This window comes from Actinomycetota bacterium (assembly GCA_040757835.1).
Classification (GTDB): Bacteria; Actinomycetota; Geothermincolia; order Geothermincolales; family RBG-13-55-18; genus SURF-21.
This window is the reverse complement of the sequence record JBFLWJ010000024.1, coordinates 1-19,746: the sequence shown is the minus strand read 5'-3', so window position 1 is coordinate 19,746 and position 19,746 is coordinate 1. Positions and strand designations below refer to the sequence as shown.

At 61.2% G+C, this 19,746-nt stretch carries 18 protein-coding genes; 9 read left to right on the top strand and 9 right to left on the bottom strand.

Annotated features, from left to right (window positions below; genetic code table 11):
- Positions 1-577 precede the first annotated feature (577 nt).
- The 3 genes from AB1384_14315 to AB1384_14305 form a co-directional block, all read right to left on the bottom strand.
- Positions 578-742: a hypothetical protein gene (locus tag AB1384_14315; protein ID MEW6555447.1), complete on the bottom strand. Its 165-nt coding sequence runs from the start codon at positions 740-742 to the stop codon at positions 578-580.
- 65 nt (positions 743-807) lie between these two features.
- Entirely contained in the window at positions 808-1,629 is an 822-nt protein-coding gene (locus AB1384_14310) for an exonuclease domain-containing protein (GenBank protein ID MEW6555446.1), read from the bottom strand.
- A gap of 163 nt (positions 1,630-1,792) precedes the next feature.
- Positions 1,793-2,062 (bottom strand): RNA-binding protein, encoded by a 270-nt coding sequence (locus AB1384_14305; protein ID MEW6555445.1) that lies wholly within the window; start codon positions 2,060-2,062, stop codon positions 1,793-1,795.
- A 526-nt stretch (positions 2,063-2,588) separates the two neighbouring features.
- Here AB1384_14305 and AB1384_14300 point away from each other — a divergent pair.
- Together AB1384_14300 and AB1384_14295 are read left to right on the top strand one after the other, a co-directional pair.
- Positions 2,589-4,910, top strand: a complete 2,322-nt coding sequence (locus tag AB1384_14300) for a S8 family serine peptidase (protein MEW6555444.1) — start codon at positions 2,589-2,591, stop codon at positions 4,908-4,910.
- A gap of 175 nt (positions 4,911-5,085) precedes the next feature.
- Complete coding sequence (locus tag AB1384_14295; GenBank protein ID MEW6555443.1) at positions 5,086-5,505, top strand: PAS domain-containing protein; 420 nt, start codon at positions 5,086-5,088, stop codon at positions 5,503-5,505.
- 21 nt (positions 5,506-5,526) lie between these two features.
- Here AB1384_14295 and AB1384_14290 read toward each other — a convergent pair whose 3' ends face one another.
- Entirely contained in the window at positions 5,527-7,434 is a 1,908-nt protein-coding gene (locus AB1384_14290; protein ID MEW6555442.1) for a hypothetical protein, read from the bottom strand.
- A 40-nt stretch (positions 7,435-7,474) separates the two neighbouring features.
- Positions 7,475-7,621, bottom strand: a complete 147-nt coding sequence (locus AB1384_14285; protein ID MEW6555441.1) for a hypothetical protein — start codon at positions 7,619-7,621, stop codon at positions 7,475-7,477.
- A 223-nt stretch (positions 7,622-7,844) separates the two neighbouring features.
- Between AB1384_14285 and AB1384_14280 the strand changes: the two genes are divergently transcribed.
- Positions 7,845-10,499 carry a metallophosphoesterase gene (locus AB1384_14280; protein MEW6555440.1) on the top strand — a complete coding sequence of 885 codons (2,655 nt, stop codon included), beginning with the start codon at positions 7,845-7,847 and terminating at the stop codon, positions 10,497-10,499.
- A 242-nt stretch (positions 10,500-10,741) separates the two neighbouring features.
- Here the strand turns inward: AB1384_14280 and AB1384_14275 are convergent, their stop codons facing one another.
- On the bottom strand, positions 10,742-11,560 hold the full coding sequence (locus AB1384_14275; GenBank protein ID MEW6555439.1) for an enoyl-CoA hydratase-related protein: 819 nt from the start codon (positions 11,558-11,560) through the stop codon (positions 10,742-10,744).
- Between the two features lie 254 nt (positions 11,561-11,814).
- On the opposite strand from AB1384_14275, the gene AB1384_14270 reads away from it, so the two are divergent.
- Complete coding sequence (locus AB1384_14270; protein MEW6555438.1) at positions 11,815-14,595, top strand: DUF5719 family protein; 2,781 nt, start codon at positions 11,815-11,817, stop codon at positions 14,593-14,595.
- 193 nt (positions 14,596-14,788) lie between these two features.
- On the opposite strand, the gene AB1384_14265 is transcribed toward AB1384_14270, so the two are convergent.
- On the bottom strand, positions 14,789-15,283 hold the full coding sequence (locus AB1384_14265; GenBank protein ID MEW6555437.1) for a flavodoxin family protein: 495 nt from the start codon (positions 15,281-15,283) through the stop codon (positions 14,789-14,791).
- 289 nt (positions 15,284-15,572) lie between these two features.
- Positions 15,573-15,737, bottom strand: coding sequence for a ribbon-helix-helix protein, CopG family (locus tag AB1384_14260; protein MEW6555436.1), 165 nt, complete (start codon positions 15,735-15,737; stop codon positions 15,573-15,575).
- A 579-nt stretch (positions 15,738-16,316) separates the two neighbouring features.
- On the opposite strand from AB1384_14260, the gene AB1384_14255 reads away from it, so the two are divergent.
- From AB1384_14255 to AB1384_14235, 5 genes are all read left to right on the top strand, one after another.
- A complete protein-coding gene (locus tag AB1384_14255) occupies positions 16,317-16,799 on the top strand; it encodes a hypothetical protein (protein ID MEW6555435.1) in 483 nt (160 codons plus the stop codon).
- Positions 16,800-17,142: 343 nt separating this feature from the next.
- A complete protein-coding gene (locus AB1384_14250; GenBank protein ID MEW6555434.1) occupies positions 17,143-17,994 on the top strand; it encodes a hypothetical protein in 852 nt (283 codons plus the stop codon).
- Positions 17,995-18,026: 32 nt separating this feature from the next.
- On the top strand, positions 18,027-18,284 hold the full coding sequence (locus tag AB1384_14245; protein MEW6555433.1) for a hypothetical protein: 258 nt from the start codon (positions 18,027-18,029) through the stop codon (positions 18,282-18,284).
- Positions 18,285-18,834: 550 nt separating this feature from the next.
- Positions 18,835-19,065: an AbrB/MazE/SpoVT family DNA-binding domain-containing protein gene (locus AB1384_14240; GenBank protein MEW6555432.1), complete on the top strand. Its 231-nt coding sequence runs from the start codon at positions 18,835-18,837 to the stop codon at positions 19,063-19,065.
- 3 nt (positions 19,066-19,068) lie between these two features.
- The gene (locus AB1384_14235; protein ID MEW6555431.1) at positions 19,069-19,353 is read left to right on the top strand and encodes a type II toxin-antitoxin system RelE/ParE family toxin; all 285 of its coding nucleotides are present in this window, start codon (positions 19,069-19,071) and stop codon (positions 19,351-19,353) included.
- Positions 19,354-19,405: 52 nt separating this feature from the next.
- Here the strand turns inward: AB1384_14235 and AB1384_14230 are convergent.
- Positions 19,406-19,746 (bottom strand): hypothetical protein (locus AB1384_14230; GenBank protein MEW6555430.1); only part of this gene is annotated, 341 nt, incomplete at its 5' end.

Below are 19,746 nucleotides of genomic sequence, written 5' to 3'. Positions count from 1 at the left end.
GCATCCTGGCCCATAAGCTCTGCCTGGCCGCCTACAAGATATTGAGAGATGGGGAGGTATTCAAAAAGGAGATGATCGGGATCGTGGCGGGACGGGGACACGCCGGGCATTTGACTGAGGAGAACTCGCTAGTTCGTGATTGACGGCCCCGCCCCGCTTCCTATATAGATGTGAACCTTGACAGGTCTATCTGCCCCGGCCGGTAGCTCCATTTATGACTGAAGGCGCCTTGACCTCGCTTGTATATCGTGCATGAGGCCGGCAGGGTAACCGATAACTTTCTGTGGCATGCGCTCGCCCGACGATTAAGGGGAGTCCTCCCCCGGGCAGCGCCCGGGCTAAAAGCCCCGATAGGTGTCTGGTACAGGTGGATCCTGTAAACCGTATTCGGAAAGCAAAGTCAGATATACCTTTCAGGGTCATAAATATTATCTGCTTTTGACAACAGCAGAGCGTCAGGCCTTTTCGGAAAGAGTAAGGCCATGGGGAGACTTTACCCCTTGACGGGGTCGCTCTCAATAGGTGTCATCGCCTGCCGTGTATTCTCGTGCGATGGCGGTCTAACATGCATCTCCCCCTAGCCACTCTTCCCGTGGCCCATTGCCGCCTCCTCGTACCGGTTCTGGAATTCGTAGATGAAACCGTTCAGGGTCTTCAGCCCCTCCGACCAATATCCCAGGTCCTGCCAGCCTTTCTCGGTCAGGCGGTAGACATCTCTGGCCGGTCCTTTGCCCTCCTCCACCAAAGTCCCTCGGCTGTGGTCAGGTTCGGGGATCAGGTCAGGCCCAGGTCGATTACACGGTCCGGTCAGGGCAGGCGCAGCTCGATGATGCGGTCGAGGCGGAAGGTCTTGACCATGCCCGAACGGTGGCAGTAGGCGCGGAAGTACTCGCACGTCCCGTCCCCGAAGACCTGGAGGGGAGTGATCATGCGGGGCAGGCCCGGCGTGCTGCCCCCCTCGTATATTATCTCCACCACCACCCTCTTCTCCGCCAGCATCAGGAGGTCGGCAGCGGCGCCGCTGAGCTCAACCTCCATCCTGGGCGCGAGGTCCGAGAAGGGGCCCAGGTATCCGGGGACCCCCTCCACGCGCAGGGATCCTTCCGCCCCCGCGAGGCCGCGGCGGAAGATCTCCATGGCCGCGACGGCGTCGGGAAGCCCGCGGTGGCAGGTCACCTGGTCGATCCCCAGGTAGGCGGCGACGGTCCCCAGGCGGTAGTTGGGCAGCCCGGGGAAGGCCCGGCGCGCCAGCACCACCGTGTCCACCACGTGGTTCGCGGGGGGCTCCAGGCCGGCGCGGGCCAGCTCCAGGCCTATGACGCGCACGTCGAAGCGGGCGTTGTGGGCGATAAAGACGGCTTCCCCCAGGTAGTCGCCGAAGCCGCTCACCACTTCGGCCGGGTGGGGAGAGCCGCACACCATGTCGTCGCTGATGCCGTGGATGTCCGTGGCCGCAGGCTGGATGGGCTCCATGGGATCGACCAGGGTGTGGTATTCGTCGATGGGCCCCGCCAGGGAGAACCTCACGGCACCCAGCTCGACCAGCCTGCTGCCCATGTACAGCCCCGAGGTCTCCACGTCCACCGCGCAGAATACGACGCTCCCTATGCGATCGTCACGTGATTCCATGGTGGTAATTATAAATGCGGCCGGTGACTTGCCCGTGGTCGCCGGTACGCGGACAGGTTCACCAGGTTGAGCAAGGGCGGCCGATGTGCATGTTTAAAGCGGTCATAGGATGAACCCGGAGGCCCCTTGGGGACCTCCGGGCCGTTCTTCAGGAATGGAAATCCTAGTAGCGGTTGGAAACCCGCGACTCGGTCCGAGGCCTGGCTTCACTTACGTTGAGGGCGCGTCCGTCCACGTCCTTGCCGTTCAGCGCGCTGATGGCGGCCCTTGCTTCCGTATCATCGCTCATCTCCACAAAACCAAAGCCCTTGGACCTGTTGGTATTGCGATCCATGATCACGTCGGCCGACTCCACGTTGCCGAATTCCTCGAAGGTTTTCCACAGGTCCTCGGAACTAGTTGAATAACTCAAATTTCCTGCGTATATTTTCATTCTCTCTTCACCTCCTTTACTGCTTAAAAAAATCCCGAGGCTACTGTCTCCTCGGGACAAGTCACAAACCTACCTAGAAAAAACCGTATGCTTGCAGAGCATAGCAGATGCCGACATTTAAAGCAATGGCATGACAGCATGCGCTACCCCACCCCTCGCGTGGCACGAACCGTATGGGCCGCAAGCTCGTCCACTTTATAGTCGAGGTCGATCATGTCTGACCTTTGATATGGAGGGTTGTGTGCAGGCTACCAGAACCTGCCAGTAGCGAAACCGCGGGGCCTGATTATGTTATAATCCATACAGGCATGAAGGGGGAGCAGGGGCCATCAGGCCAGGGCGGAAAGGGCGCCGGGTCGCCTTGATACTGGGAGTGAGATCAGGGCCGATCCTCAGCAGGATGTCTGTCTCTCTCCGTGTAGTGTTGATACGAAAAGGGTAGCCGGAGACCAGCTCTCAACGGGGGAAGCGATTGGGAGAGAAGATGCTTGCTTGCCATAGGAACAAGACAACGAAGCTTCTACCGGTGTTTCTCTGTGCTCTGCTGTTCATTGCTGCATGCAGCCTGAGCGTCCAGGCCTCTCCCGAGGAGCCGGCGCAATCCGAGGCGGGCCCGCGCCGGCTTGCCGGCGCGGAGGTCGGAGAGCTGGCGCCAGCCAGGGCTCCGCAGGTCCTCGTGGGGCTGCGGACTTCCCTGAGCGCGCAAGCTATGGCGGATATCACCTCCGCACTGGGTCTGTTCGAGTCCGTTGCGGACGAGATAACCTCGGCCGCGGGCACCATGGCCTACGTCCTCGACCTCAAGCCGGAGGCATCCATGGAACAGGCGCTGGCGGCGTTGCGCTCGCTGCCCAACATCGCTTATGCCGAGCCGAACTACATGCGCAAGGCGGACGATACGCCCACGGAGCCGGATTTCTCCAGGCAGTGGGGGTTCAAAAACACCGGACAGGAGATCGATGGGGGATACGGCACGGTGGACGCCGATATCGATGCCACCGAGGCCTGGGACCTCGAGAGGGGCAATACCAACCCGGTGACGGTGGCCATAATCGATACCGGCATCGACGATACTCACCCGGACCTGGACGGCCAGGTGTGGAAGAACACCGATGAGGTGCCCGCCAACCAGGTGGATGACGACGGCAACGGCTACGTGGACGATGCGACGGGATACAACTGGGCCGGCATCTCGCAGCCCTATACCAACGATCCTGCTTATGTCTGGTTCCTCGGTTCCGCCACCAATTGCCAGCGTCTCGCACAGTCCATCGTGGGGACGGGGCAGTACCTGACCCACGTCGGGGTCGGCCTCGCCAAGGTCGGCTCGCCCACCCAGAGCATCACCGTATCGGTGAGGACCTCCCTGGATGGGTCAGACCTTGCTTCCTTCAACTTCACGCCTGGGGAGATAACGACTCCGGCCTATTACTACAAGGCGCTCTCCTCGGCGGTGAAGCTGAACGACGGGACCACCTACTACCTCGTCTTCCGCACCAGTCAGCTCAACTCGTCGAACTACTACTATCTTTATAACAGCTATCCCGCCGGCGACTTCTACGCCGCAGGCAGCGAATATCAGTGGACCGGCTCCACCTGGGTCAACTACCCCGGGGACGACCTGGTCTTCATCACCAACCCCAACGGCATGCCTCGGGACGACAACGGCCACGGCACCCACTGCGCGGGTATCGTGGCGGCAGAGAAGAACGGCGTGGGTGTAATCGGCGCCTCGCGGGGGGCGACTATCATGCCCCTCAAGGCGGCGGACTGCGCCGGCTCGCTGTACGACTCGGACATCATCGCTGCCATCTATTACGCGGCCGACAACGGCGCCGACATCATCAGCATGAGCTTCGGCGGGACCGGCTATTCCACCGCCACCCAGAACGCCGTCGACTATGCTTACGGCAAAGGGGTGGCCCTCTTCGCCGCGGCCGGCAACTCCGGCGATTCCACCATGCAGTACCCGGCGGGGTATAACAACGTCATCGGGGTGGGAGCCACCGATTTCAACGACGCCATCGCGGACTTCTCCACCTTTAATTCCAGCGTGGACGTCTCCGCCCCGGGGGTGGACATCTACTCCACCCTGCCCACCTACGACGTGATGTTCAACAGTTACTACGGCGATCCCAAGGACTACGCATACTGCTCCGGCACCTCCATGGCCACTCCCATGGCGGCGGGTCTGGGTGCCCTCGTGTTGTCCAGGAACCCCAAGTACACGCGGGCGCAGGTGCAGCAGGCTATCCAGGCTGGTGCCGACGATAAGGGCAGTGCGGGGTGGGACAGCTACTTCGGCCACGGCAGGATAAACGCTTACAACACCCTAAACAGCGTGCCGCCGCTGCCGAAGATCAACTCGCTCAGCCCCACCGCCGCGGTTATAGGGACGGTGATAACCATAAGCGGCAAGAGCTTCGGGGCGATAAAGGGCGCCTCATCCGTATCTTTCGGAGCCACCCAGGCCACCAACTACACGCTGTGGTCCGACACCGTGATCAAGTGCAAGGTGCCGGCGGGGGTGGCTAACATCGTCAACGTCTCCGTGACCACCGCCCTCGGCAAATCAAACATGGTGCCCTTCAGCGTCAAGCCGCGCATTTCCAGGTTAGCCCCCCTCTCGGGGACGCCGGGGACGGTGGTGACCATCAAGGGCACCGGATTCGGACCCAGCCGCGGCACCTCCTACGTGAAGTTCGGGGGCACCAGAGTCACCAGTTACGTCTCCTGGTCGGCCACGGAGATCAAGGTCAAGGTGCCACCCATGGCCGCGGCAACCGTCCTGGTCAAGGTGACCACCAAGGGAGGCCTCTCCAACGGCATGAGCTTCACCGTGAAGTAGGCACAGCGGGACGGTAGTACCGCCCGCGATCGCAGGCGGCGTTAAGATACGTGGGGAGCCCGGCAAGACCAGGCTCCCTTTCCGTTCGGTGTCTTCTAGACCTGCCCAGACCTCTTCCCGGTCATCACCTCGGTCTATAATCGGATGAGGCGACTATCCGGCGAGAGGAGGAAGCGTGATCGAGAATCTGACGAGCGAGCAACTGGAGGGCATCCTCGATTCCTTGCCCATGAACTTCATCTTCGTGGACGAGAACGAACGTCTCATCTACCGTAACCGGGACGCCGAGCGCAGCGCCGGCGGCGCGCCCTCGGACCTGTACGGCAAGGACATCCGGGGATGCCACAAGGAGTCCAGCCTGCCGCGGCTCGAGCAGATGGTCTCCGACTTCAAGAGCGGCGCCAGGGACGAGGACGAGTTCTGGTTGATGGGGCTCGACCGCAAGATCCTCAACCGTTTCCTGGCCGTGCGCAACAAGGAGGGCAAGTACCTGGGCATGATCGAGTACCTGCTCGACTTCACGGCTATGGAGGAACTGGCGGAGGCGAAGAAGGATTCCTACGCGCGTTGGCCGGAGAAGCCCCCCGAGGCCTGACGGCCTCACACCCGGCTCCCGCTACCTCCAGGCCGGGAGGTCCTCGGCGCTCAACGGCAGGTCGCCGAGGGCCTCGAACTCCTCCGCCGTCATGTAATGGATGACGGGGTGATAAGGTCCCATTACCCCGGGTTGGTTCAGGCCGACCAGGCTCGCGTCGAAGCGGGTGCCCGACCAGGCGGCCGTCGCCCACGGCAGGTTGTAGGCGTCCGGCGCGTACTGCGGCAGGTGCCACTCGGGCATGACGCTCATCCAGCGGATGGTGACGGTCTGGCGCGAGCGCGGTCCCCAGTCGGCCCAGGTGACCCCGTTTTCCGGGGTCGCGTTGGCCGGGCGGTCCTCCGCCGTTGAGTACACGATGATATATTCGTTGTCCGCGTTGAGCGCCACCTCGTCGTCCATGAGCAGGCCGTAGTTGACGGCGGTCTCGTACCTGTCGTCCTCGCCTTTGCCGTACTGGCCGATGGACCAGTAACGCACCTCGCCCCCGCTCATCACCGCCTCCCCGTCCCTGGTATGGGGATATGTGGGCATCCTGCCGGTGATGGCGTAGACCTTGCCGGGGCCCAGCTGCATCATGCGGGTGAGAAAAACGTTGTTCTTGCAGGCGGTGGAGGAACCCTCGTAGTCGCCGGGTGGCTCGGCGTCCTCGCCGCGGTTGAAGAGGAGGAGGAAGTCGTCGCGTATCTTCTCCCTCACCATCTCGGGGGAAAGCTGTTTGCCGTAGGGGCGTGATTCCAGGTAGCCGAGGGTCTCCGCGCGGATGAGGGCCAGGCCGAAGATCTTGTGCCACCCCAGTTGAGGACCGATGGCCGGGAAGGGCTCCCGGGGGGCCTCGTAGCCCGCCGGGACCCGGGTGTTCTCCCGCTCGGAGGCCACGGAGAAGTCGCATTGCAGCCAGAACTGCTCCCCGGTGTCGAGTTGCAGCATCGCCCTGGGAAGTGACACGCCGCCGAGGACGTCAACGGGTCTGTCGGGGGCGTAGATACGCATCCACAGGATGGAGGGGGTGAAGACGTTGTCCCCCCAGGCGCCGGCGAAACCGAAGGGGCCACCGGTGCGGCTGTTTCCCGGTGCGCGGTACTCGGGGGACTTCATGGCCTGGGGGTTGAGGGCGACGGCGTTGCCCAGCCGCAGGTCGAAAAAGATGTGGTAGTGGCGGGCGGCGGCGTTGCGGTCGGCCCCGACCCGGAAGGGGTTGGTGCTGCCCGCGTCCGGCTCGATGTCCGCGTCGACCATGGGTACCTCCGGCGTCTCGCCCATGGTCCCCGAGGCCGGGTGTTCGGGGTCCAGGGGCGGGAGTATCTCGTACTCGAAGTAGCGCGCGTGGGGGAAGTCGCCCTCTACCAACAGCCTGGAAGCGATGGGCGCCACGAAGATGAGTTTCCCGTAGGTCACGTTCGCGTCGGTGCCGAGCATGTAGCACTTCTGGAAGTCGGGGTCTATGGCGTGCGCCGGGATAATGAGCCACTGCCGCCGCGGGTCGACCTCCTCGGGACGCTGCAGGGTCCAGTCCGCGGTCTTGACGGTGTCGATATATGGGGGGAGGAGGCCCTCGGGCAGCTCGGCCGGGACCTCGCCGCGCAGCCAGCGGCGTATGTAGTCCTCCAGTCCGTCCGAGAGCGCCTGGGCTTGTGCGTCGATCTCCTGCACGAACTCCTCACCCCGGTTCTGGTTGCTCTCGGCCAGCGCCCTGCGCTCTTCATTGCTCATCTCGGGCAGCTCGGTATGCGACCAGTAGTTGGTGTAGGCGAATGCCTCCTCCTCGCCCTCCTCTGCCTGGACGGTCTCGCCCGGCTCCGGTTCCTTTTTCCCGCCACAACCGCCGGCCCATACCAGGGGCAGAAACAGGGCCAGTGTCAGCCCGAAGGCCGCGGCCAGCCGCGGCAGCCGTCGGCGCAATAAATCGGCGGCACCATTGTAGTCCATCCTAATCACCCCCCAGGCGCACTCCCGTTTTCCGGGGCCGTCAGCCTTCCCGTCCCTGCATGTGCAGGAGTATCTCCGCCAGTTCGGCGGGATGCGAGACCATGACCTTGTGGTCGGAAGCTATCCCGCAATATTCCCATACGATGCCGTTCTCCTTGCCGCCATGTACCAGGACATAGGTAGCCATCTTCCGCCCCTTTGCTCCGCCCGCACCGCAGCCGTGCTCTTGCCTTGATATTACACGCTTTGATCTCGGTAACCCATAATCTTGATATAATCAGGATACGGTTGAGGGATGCGCCGACAAAACAAAGGAGTGATGGGGGATGCGCTCTGGGGGAAGGGCGGGCTCAAGGCTTGCCGCAGGATCTTCGTTTCGCGTTTCCAGGCTGTTGTTCACGGTCGCCTGCATGCTTTTCATGGTGCTGGGCGGCCTGCCCGCCGCGTCCGCTTCGCTGGCGCAGGCGCAGGCAGTGGGGGCGGCGGGGTCGCTGCCGGAGGTTGGGAAGCGGATAAACCAGCTCATCTACCCCACTTTCGGCAACCCGTCCATCGTTGCGCGGGGCGGCGAGTTGACCATCGAGTGGGACTGGCGCAAGGGGGCGCTGGAGACCGCGCGCCCGTCCCTCGCGCAGGTGGACGGGGCCGCCGACTGGGAGGTGTGGGTGACCACCTCCGTGGCGGCCAACGTGGGCAACTACGACAGCTCCTTGCCCGGCACGCCCGAGGACCCGCCGGCGTCCTGGTACCGCTACGGCGGCCCCTCTTATGGGACCTATGCCCACCCGGTGCACAGCGTGGTAAATACCCGCTCCCTCGCGGTCAAGTCCGTAACCCGTGGCCCCAGCCTGCGCTGGCCGGAGGTCTTCGGGCAGGCTGGTTTCGAGGTGGACCACATCACGGTGGAGGTCCCCGCCGGCGTCCCCCTGGACCTCTACGACCTGCACGTGCGCTGTGTCGCGGCGGAGGCCGCACCCGAGTTCCGCGTGGAGGACTCGCAGCCCCACGCCCTGCAGGTGGTGCAGGGGTTCGACGATGAGCTGAGGATAGTCCAGATCACCGACACCCACGTCTACGGTCCCGAGACCCGAAACGGCCTGAACCTCGACTACAACTCCTTCGAGCTGCGCGAGCCGCGTCCCGGCACCCCCGCACGCATCGACCTCTCCTTCGCAGGGTACCCCGGGTTCCCCATGGACAAGGACGGCGACGGCGTGAGCAACGAGGGCGCTATCTACCTGCAGGAGGAGCTGCAGGCCATCAACCTCATGAACCCGGACTTCGTGGTCTTCACCGGCGACTCGGTATTCGCACAGAAGAACTTCAGCACCTACCCCAAGGACACCTGGCTGTGGGGGGACGTAAACGGCGAGCTGGGCAGCGAGTACCGCTTCGAGTATACCTGGTGGTACGATGAGCTGCTGGCCCTGAACGTGCCCATCTTCTGCGTGCCCGGAAACCACGACAGCTATTGCTGGGACGGCCACGCCCTGGCCCACGACGACGGCCAGGAGATATGGCAGGACCTCTTCGGCCCCCTCTACTATTCGTGGGACTACGGCGACGCCACCTTCCTCGCCATCAACAGCATGGACTGGGACAAGGTGGACGCGGACGGCCCGGAGCCCTTCGTGCCCGAGGACGTCAACGCCGTCTTCTGGGGCCTGGCCACCGGGCTTTACCCCGAGATCGCCAAAGACTACGATGACCGCAACGGTTTCCTGGTCGACCTCACCGGCCTCTTCGTGCCCCTCAAGGTCGTCTTCCCCCACAAATGGCACGGCCAGGTGCGGGGGGGCGGCGACACCTGGGAGTGGCAGCCCTGGCCCTGGGGGCCGGACCCCGGAGGCGACGGCTTTACGGGCCAGCTGGCCTGGATCAAGGGTGAACTGCAGCAGGCGGAGTCGGAGGGCAGGGAGCTCAAAGGGGCGTTCATCCACCACGACCCCCTGCTGCCAACGGGCTCGCCACCCGAGACCTTCGCCAACGCCGAGCAGTTCGGTCTCCTGCCCATGCCGGCGGGGGAGGGAGAGGGGTCCCAGGCCCTCATGTATCTGCTGCGCGAGCACGAGGTGGATTTCGTGGCCTCCGGACATACCCACTCGGACGCCATCAACTGCGTGGACTGGGCGCCGTACGGAGACTCGCCGGGGCAAGTGGTATCCATCAACACCATCGGCGCGGAGCCGCCCGTTGACGGCAAGGCCATCCTCATGAGCCGGGCCTCGGCGGAATACGGCGGATACCGCCTCATCACCGCTGCCGGCGGGGCGCTTACCGGCTGGGGCTTCCCCGGTGCGGAAGGCGACCCGGAGTGCAAGCACTCCATCCCGGGGTGGGAGGGGCTGCTGGTGGGCGCGGGAGAGGTGAACGACTATATGAAGTACCGCACCGGGCGGCCGGTGATACAGTGGATGGAGCAGGACGGCTCCGACAGCGAGGCCTATCAGCGCCCGCCCATCGTGGATGGAGAGGGTAGTTTCAGCGAGGCACTGCCCCTGAACGAGAGCGGTCCCTATACCGACGTCACCTGCAAGGTGAAGAATACCCTGAGCCAGCCGGGTGCCGTGCTCGGCCTGGAGGACTGCCGCATCGAGTTTCCCATGCGCAAGCTGAGCGGCAGGCAGTACTATGCGGTGCAAAACGGCACCATCCTGGAGCAGTACGACGCCGATTCGGGCGAGCGCATGGTGGTGGTGCTAGCGGACGTTGCCGGAGGGACCACGCTGCCGGTGAGGGTCTATGCCGCCGGGAGCGATATGGTGAAGCCGGTCATCGACGAGGCGGTGATAAACGGGGGAGCCGCCGTTACAAACAGCCTGGACGTGACCTTGTCGCTGCGTGCCCACGACGACGGCGCCGGCCTCATGTCGTTCCGTGTCAGCGCGACCCGGGATTTTTCCGTCGTGCCGTGGCTGCCCTGCACGGACGGAGAGGCCATAACCGTGCCCTGGGGGCTCGCGGACGGCCCCGCCGGGGTGCGCCGGGTCTTCGTGCAGTTCCGCGACGCCGCCATGCCCGCCAACATCATCACCCGGCGGCTCACCATCCGTTACCGCCCCTAAACCCGGCCTGGGGGTCATGCCCGGAAATCGGCCAGCGCCTGAGCCGGGGGGTCAAACCTGGAAATCGCGAAGAGGGCAGACCCGAATATTATCCTTGCACGCGCTTACGTCGTTTCGGGTGCGTTGAGGTTGCCTCATCGCGGACTCCACGCAATGAGGTTGAGAGAAAGGCACTTTTTGGGGTCACGGCTCATTTATTGAAAATTCAACTTTTGAGCTCTGACCCCAATTTGTTGAGTTGTTCAAGCGTCGAAGTCGGGGATGTCGCCTGGGACCTTCCCCGTCCACTCCGGCTTGCGCTTCTGCATGAAGGACATGATCCCCTCTACCACGTCCGGCTGGGTCATGACCCAGTCCAGGTAGCGGTGATTCAGCTTCTCGGCTTTCTCGACGTCGCTCTCGGCGAGGAAGTCGTAGAGCATCTTCTTTGTCAGGGCGACGCTCACCGGCGAGCAGTTCTCGGCGATCTCTCGCGCCAGCTCCAGCGCCGTCGGCATCAGTTCATCGTCGGGGACCACGCGGCTCACCAGCCCGAACTCCAGGGCTTCCTGTGCGGTGAGCGCACGGCCGGTGTACATGAACTCGGCCGCGCGGCTGATGCCGATGATGCGGGGGAGCAACCAGGGGCAGGCCAGTTCGGGGAGGAGCCCACGGCGCACGAAGGCCAGGCTCAGCTTGGCGCTCTCCGCCGCTATGCGGATGTCGAAGGGCAGGGTCATGGTCATCCCGACCCCCACCGCCGCGCCGTTGTAGGCCACGATGACCGGCTTGCTCAAGGAGAAGAGGAACTTGACCGTGCTGGTCTTCTCCTCCAGCAGGTCCTGCGGGACCGTGTCCTCGGCGGCCGTCGCGCCGCTGGACATGTCGATACCGGCGCAGAAGGCGCGTCCAGCTCCGGTGACGATGATGGCCCGCACCTCAGGGTCGCTGTCCACTTCCTTGAGGGCGGCCAGCAACTCGTCCTGCATACTCAGGGTCAAGGCGTTGAGGTGATCGGGCCGGTTGAGGGTCAGGATGGCCACGTAGCCGTCCCGGTCCACTAGTATGTCCTGGTTTTCCATGCGTTCCTCCTTCTCCACAATGACCGGCCGGGCGCCTCGCCGCCGAGTCGAGCCGGACGAGGCAGGTTGGACTATTCCGATAGTTACCATCCCGCAAAGAGCTTATCATCCCCGCGACGCAAGGCGAAACGTGGATACTTCTACTTACGTTCAGTCAATGACGGTTTACCCTTACCCGCCGTGTGGAGCGGCCGATAATAATTAGAAGCGTTTTGCGATGAAGGATTCATGGATCGCAGGAAGGGGAGACCCAGATGCGCATGGTTGACCAGGAGATCGAGGGGCAGGAAAGCGAGCGATCCTATCCCGAGGCCCAGCCGGCGCGGAAGCGCTTCCCCGGGTTCCGCGGCAGGCTGAAAGCCATCCTGCTCTGTAACGTCTACGTTGTGGGCATCGTCTCGCTGGTGTGGCTGCTCGTGCGCTCCGGACGCAAACCGTCCCGCATCAGCTACCCCTGCCAGCAGGCGGCCCTGCTCAACACCACCGTGCTCTTTGGCGGCGCCGTTATGCCCGTGGCGGTGCGCGCAGGCCGATTTGCCCACGCCAAAGCGCTCGGGGTAGAGATGCCCAAGCCATCCCGCCTGAAGCGCGCGGCAGAGGTAACGGCGATCCTGGTCCTGGCCGGCCTGCTAGCCTTCTCCCTGTTCGGCGGATTGAGCGGCCCCGGCCTTACTCCCGAGATGCGTGCCGCCGCCGCGGCGCTGATCCTGCCGGAGCTGCGCTCGTCTTCGCCGGGCGCATCGGACATCTTCGTGGCCGAAAACATCCCGCCCGATTCCTCGCGAGGGGTGGGCATGCTCCTCGACGTCATGGACGCAAACGGCCTGGATTTCTACCTCGGCGCCGATGGCCGGGAATCCACGGGACCGCAAGGCATCGTCGGTTCTAACGACATCGTGCTCATCAAAGTGAACGGCGAGTGGCAATACCGCGGCGGCACCAACACCGACGCGGTCAAAGGAGTGATAAACGCTATCGTCAACCATCCGGACGGTTTCACCGGCGAGGTTGTCATCGTGGAGAACGGGCAGTGGGACTCCTACATGGATAACCGCCCGGACAACCAGAACCCTTCCAATTGCAACGCCGAGGACCGCGGCCAGTCCTTCAACGACGTGGCCCTCATGTTCGCCGCCGCCGGACATCGCGTATCGGTTTACGACTGGACCGCCATCCAGACCCTCTCGGTGAGCGAGTTCGGCTCCGGCGACATGCAGGACGGCTACTGTTACGTCCCCGAGATCCAGTTGGGTTATCCCAAGTTCACCACCGTCTACGGCACGCGGATCTCTCTGCGCCATGGCCAGTGGACCGGAACCGGCTACGACAACGGACGCGTTAAGTTCATAAACATGCCGGTGCTCAAGGACCACGGGGGCCCGGGTGTCACCTGCTGCATCAAGCACTTCATGGGGGTGCAGGACCTGTGGAAGGGGACCCAGGATCCGCCCCACGTGCCCATGCGCTACGAGGGCATCCTGGCCAAGCTCATGCTCACGGCACGCTACCCCGATCTCAACCTCGTCGACGCCATCTGGGTCTGTCCGGCAGGCGGGCCCAATTCCCCCTACGAGAGCGCGGTGCGCCTGGACCGCCTGCTGGCCAGCCGCGACCCCATCGCCCTCGACTACTACTGCGGCAAGCACGTGCTATACCAGGTATCGGGGGACCCCCGCCATAATCCCGACAACGACACCGGCTTCCGCACCATGCTCTCCTCCAGCCGCGACGTGCTGGCCGGCGGCGGCAAGCAGGTGACCATGGACGAGGCCATGATCAACGTCTACAAGGACGTCCCGCCCGACGTGCCTCCCGTGACCCCCTACGAGTACTTCCTCGCCGAGGGCTGCACCGGCTACGGTTTCGAGACCTTCGTGCTGGTGGCGAACCCCAATGATGTCCCCGCGCAGGTCAGCGTTTCCTTCTATACCGAGCAGGGCCCGCGCAACGCCGACGCGGTGACGGTGCCGCCCCATGCGCGCATGACCATGAACGCCGTCGATACCATATGGGCCAAGAGCTCGGGCATACGGGTAGGCTCGGACCAGCCGGTCCTCGCTGAGAGGGCCATGTACTGGAACGGCAGGCAGGAAGGCCATACCGCCACCGGCAGCGAGGCCGGCTCGCGGCAGTGGTACATGGCGGAAGGGTGCACCGACTTCGGCTTCGAGACCTGGATAACCATCCTCAATCCCGCAAACGCGGCAACCACGGTCAACGCGGATTTCCTGACTGAGTCAGGTGGAGAGCAGTCGGTAGCGGTGGAGGTACCCGCCCTCTCACGCGCCAACATCAGGGTGAACGACTGGGTCTCCGCGGCCAATGTCTCCACCCTCCTCGACGCGTCGAGCCCCGTGGTGGCCGAGGTCTCCATGTACGGGCCGGGGCGGCGCTCCGGCACCTGTTCCATGGGGGCGGAGCAGCCTGCCAAGAAATGGTATCTCACCGAGGGGGCCACCCACTCCGGCTTCAATACCTGGCTGCTGCTTTTCAACCCGCAGCCAGGCGAAGCGAAGGTGACGGTGCGCGTGGATTCACAGGGGAAGAGTCTACCCCCCTTCGAGTTGGTCTTGAGAGGGCGGAGCAGGACCACGCTCAACTTAAACGACCTCATGCCGGGGCGCGATGTCTCCGTGCAGGTGGACTCCGAATCCCCCATCGTGGCCGCGCGTTCCATGTACTGGGAGGTCCCGGGAGGCAGGGCGGGACACGAGTGCCACGGCCTCAGCGAGGCTTCCGGCGAATGGTTTCTTCCCGAGGGATGCACGGCCTACGGTTTCGAGACCTGGCTGCTGCTCTACAACCCCGGTGATGCGGACACCACGGCGACCGTTTACGCCATGACCGCTGGCGGAGAACAAGAGATAGGCACCATTGAGGTCCCCGCGCATTCCCGCGCGACTATGGCGGTGGGGGACTATTACATGGGCGAGTTCTCCCTGCGCGTCACCGCTGACGACCCCATCTGCTGCGAGCGCGCCACGTACTGGTCGGGCCGCACCGCGGGCTCCTGCTCCACCGGCTACCCCCGTTGATAGGGTCAGGTATTGTTTTTGCATACCCCGGTATCTCGAGGATTATTGCTAAATTGCGCCCCTAATAAGCAGGCAATCTGTAGTCAACCTGATATTGCCGCATGCAAGAAACAAGACCTGACCCTAGGCACCCGCGTTCAGCATTGATGCAACAAATGAGCTCTGACCCCAATGTGTTGCGTCCTCTGATTGTTTAAAGCTTGCTCACGATCTCCTTGGCGAAGTCCCGGGCGCGCTGCAGGCGGGCCTCGTCGGGCTGGCCGATGGTCTCGGGACGGCGCTCACCGAAGGAACGCATCATGGGATCGTCGTTCTTCATAAGGAAGTCCGCGATGGCCTCGGACAGCTCTCCCATGCAGTCGAAGAAGCCCACCAGTTCGGCGGACGCGGCGGCTTCCTTGCACTTGTCCAGCCACTCGCCTATACCCTCCTGGTCCTCGGGCGCGGCGTGGGTGATGAACAGCGCCACCTTCCTGCCGGCGGCCTTCTGCTCCAGAAACTCTTTGCCATCCTTGGAGGGTCCAAAGGCGATGATGGGGAAACCGATAAAGGAGAGGTCGTATCCCTCCAGGCTCTCCACCTCGCCTAACTCCTTGAGCTCCTTGTCGCCCTCGATGCTCTCGTAGATGGCGTCGGCGACCATCTTCGTCTTGCCGGTCTGACTGAAATAGGCTACCAGGATCTTCATCTACTTACCTCCTTAAAAACTGGCCTTGCCCAAGATTCTATCACGAGGTCTTGGAAGAACGCTGCTCTGTCCAAACAACCCCGGCCACCTCTGACAAGGAGACGAGAAAGCGAAACAAGTGTCCATCATGAAGTCAGACATTTGTATCTCGGCCAGATTCTCCAGCCACCTAATCTCAACTTCCAATAAATCGGGTTATCGGAAGTAACTTGCCATGCTGTCCTGGGCTTTTATGTCTTTTCGCCCGGGGTTATCTCCCTAAATAACCGTGACTTTGCCCATAGTGCGCTCATTTGAACCTGTCCAGGGCCTTGGCCTTCTGCGCGAAAGCCTTCACTTTCGTGCGGTCGTAGCCGGCGAAGTAGGCGGCTAGGGCCCGCCTGAAGATCTCAGATTGCGATACCCCCTCGAGGTGCGCGGTGACCTCGAGTGCGTCGGCGAAGTGTTCGTCCATGTAAAGTAGCTTCTTTATCTTGGGCGAGCCCTTCCCCCCGAGCGTCTTTTCGCCTTCTCCCACAGCGCCTTTCATATTACTTATATTATAACATAAGATATATCATAATATAATATATATTAAATCATTTGCAGCGGGGAGCAAGGAGATGCCCGCTCGGCTTTGCGACACCGCCATCACCACCGCCCGTTCCTTCCCTCGGGAGAACGGGTCTTTCGGCCCTGCCTTCGACTTCAGGCAGGAGAGCGGCGAATCCCCCATGAGGGCGTGGGGTAAGGCCGCCAAGGCCGCCGTTACGACCGCCAGATCCAAGCAATACGACCAAAGCTGTAAAAAATAACCATTAACTGCTTGACATTCCGCTTGCTCCCCTATAAGAATTGGACGCAGTTAGGGCGACCCGGCTGGCGAAAAAACACCCGCGAATGATTCCGCGCACGATATTGCGTGCTGCCCGCGCGCTGGACATAGCGGAGGGTCGGGCCATATGAAGTGGACGGGGGATCGACCCCAGCGGGATTCATGCGCCCTATCTACGCAGAGATCGAGTTGTCGGCTCCGGGCATATGGGGGGATAGCATGAAGAGACATCGGGCATCGCGCATAATCGCAGTCGTATCCGCACTGGTAATCGTACTTCTTCTGGCATCCGGCTGGTATCCGCTGCTGGCCGTGCTGCGTCCGTCCGCTGCGCAGGCCGCTGAGCCAACTGCGTCCGAGCCGGAAGCGGCACCCGAACCCCCCGACCATTTCGAGATCAAGGCCATCAGCTCCCCCCAGGCCGCCGGGGTGCCCTTCCGAGTGACCGTAACAGCCAAGGACTCATCCGGAAAGACCGTGCATTCCTTCTCCGGCAAGGCCTCCTTGGCTGACAGCACCGGCAGCTTGGATCCGGTCGAGACACCGGATTTCCGATATGGCTCCTGCGCCTGCGAGGTTGTTGTGCGCACCCCCCACCTCGCAGACGTGATCATCGCCTCCTTGGAGGGGGCAAGCGGCACCTCGGCCCCCTTCCAGGTCGTCTTACTCCCTCCCGGCTTCGCCGGCAGCGGGGATATATGAGTTCATAGATAACTCTGGTAAGCCCTATGTCGGTCAGTCCGGCGATATTCCCGCAGACTGCAGGAACATCTGAGAAGTGGCAAGATGCCAGCCGAGAACCTGGAAACACTCCAGGTCACTGAGGTGACAGGGGGAAAGACAGCCCGTGAGATAGCGGAGCACTTGAGATTGAGAGAGATCGTTCCCAAGGGTGGAAAACTAACGGATTTCACAGGCAACCTAAGATGGCCTTGCGGAGGAAGGCCCGGGCTCTTACCCCCAGAGTGATCAATGACTAAAATCAAGGATAAGAAATACTAAGGAAAGTTATAAGTGGAAATGAATCCAGACATGGAGGTATGTCTTGGACGAAAGGTTCGAACTGGAGGAGAATGATTACGGCTTGTGGTTATGCCTAAAATCGGAGTGGACAGACGATCTGGCAGACTATATTCACGAGCATAATATTAAGGGTCTATCGCTCCATTTCTGGAAGGGGGATAATCTATCATTCCTTTCTCAGATTTATGATTTAGAGATGTTAGATATACATGATTTTCGTATTAAAGATATTTCGCCAATTCACTTCCTCCATAACCTTAAAATGATGACTTTAACCACTATCAGCAAGACGAAGATAGATTTCACCCAATTCCCACAACTAGAGGATTGCGGTCTGATGTGGAAAGCCAATTCGGATTCGCTCTTCGATTGTATTACCCTAAAGAGGCTATACCTCGATGGCTATAAGAGTAAGGATACGGATAAGTTCTCGAAGCTAGTTAACCTCGAGAGACTATCCATCTTGAATTCATCCATACATAATCTATGGGGGCTGAAGAGACTGAGCAGATTGAAGAAGCTGGTGCTTGGAAACCTACGTGTGCTTGAGTCCCTGAAGGGTATTGAGGAGCTTTTTAACCTGGAGGAGCTCGAGGTCATAACGTGTCGTTCAATAGGGACGATAGAAGAAGTCCGAGACCTAACAAAGCTACGCTTTCTTTATATCGACAACTGTGGCGAGATAGACAATCTCGAGCCGCTCAGGAACCTGAATTATCTCGAGAGGTTCGGTTTCATTGAATCCACAAACATATTGGATGGCGACCTCTCGGTGCTTTTCGAGTTACCTCGCTTAGAGCAAGTCGCTTTCCAGCAGAGGCGGCACTATTCACATAAGCGGGACGATTTCCGTGCAAATGGCATAAAGGCATAATAATAGGGCATGACCATTAAAGGGGGACACAAGTGGACGCATATGAGTTCGGACAGGCTGTAGGAGGAATAGTCGGGGTAATACTCGTCATCCTCCTCGCCGTATATCTCATCTCTAAACTGACAAATAGGGGAAAGAGCAAGGCCAGGAAATCCGGCATGATAGCGAAATCCGGCAGCCGCAAGACCCCTGCATACCCTTCCTCTAGAGAAAAAGAGAAAAGGCCATCGATGGGGCAAGCCAACGTATCCGGCAAAGATCCCGAGCGGCCCATGCAGAAATGGATCTGAGAGAGGGACATGCCGAGAAATGAGCACGCTCCCCTCTCGCCGGATATAGGCCAAACTTAGTCGCTACGAAGTTCAGAGAACCGCCTCTTTTCTAAACTGCCGCGGGCACGCGCACTTCTATATCCTGCATAAACACATACCCCGGTGGGGGAGAGGGGCGCTTTCGCTGGTAAGGTAAAAATATGGCGCTCTGAGAAGCCTTCTGAGGGCCGATCCCGGCCGGGTAAAGGGTTTGGGCGGCACAAAGTTAGGGCACTTCCTGCCGGGTGGGGAGAAGAGGGGAGAAGCTTATTAACTCCGCGATAGGGGAGCTGGGCGGCGCAAAGTGAAGCCTCTTTGCGCCGTTTAAGGGGAAGGGGAGCAATCCAGCGGAAAGCCAGGGCGCTTTCTATCGGCTAGGAAGAGGAGAGAATAGCAGCGGGCATTTTCCAGCGCCAACGGTGGGAGAGGGGATAGGAGATTCCCGGAGATGTCTTGTGCCTCCTATATAGTCATGATATTGTACTAAAGGTAAGCTAATCTTACAATCTTACTAGGAGGAGGTGATAAGATGGCCCGCCAGATTGAGCTTACTATGATGTCCAGCAAAGGTCAGGTGGTCATCCCCAAGAGGATCCGTACCCAGTTGGGCTTTGAGGAAGGAGACCGCATGACCGTGGAGGCAAGAGAGAACGAGATCGTCCTGCGCAAGATATACCTAGAGGATATCGTGAGGGAGGCGGAGCAGGATTGGGAAGATAAGAAGTCGGTGCGCCTCTACCCCAAGGACTCTGGAAAATAGCACATGTGGGAGGTGCATGGCTCCCAGCGTGTCGCCAAAGCCCTCGCGCGTTACGGTCTCGATATTGCTAACTGCTACGATAAGGCCTTTGAAAAGCTCTCAAGCAGACCGCGCAGCGGAAAACCCTTGAAGGGTTACGAGGGCCTCTTTAGTTTACCCATTACCACTCCCGGTGGAGAACACCGCATTATCTACAAGCTCAAGCCGGAGGAAAAAGTAGTATATGTGGTCCTCACCGGCACACGCGAAGAGATCTACGAAATACTCAAGAGAAGCGGGTTGAAATAGTTGAGTGATAGTTATCTAAGCAAAGCAAGCTACGCCGATAATATATGTTACGTCAACAAAAGCTACCTCCAATTTCACAGGCGGCATTTACATGCCTTGGAGGCTGACATCCTGTTCCAAACTGCGGGCTGAACTTGATGGCGCGGTCGTAGAGCAGCTCGAACCAGAAAGGCCCCGTCTTCATCTCCCGCTCGAGATAGATGCGGAAACCCAGGAAGGCCGGCGCGTCCAACGGTATGCCGTAGGCGCCGGGCCCCGTGGGCACTTCCACGACGGCGGGGTCGCCTCCGCCGTCGCGCGCCACCTTGCAGGCGTAGAGGTACTGCGCGGCTGGATTGCCCGGCAGGTACTCCTCGGCCGACCCCGCGAGCGTCGCATTCTCCCGACCGGCTA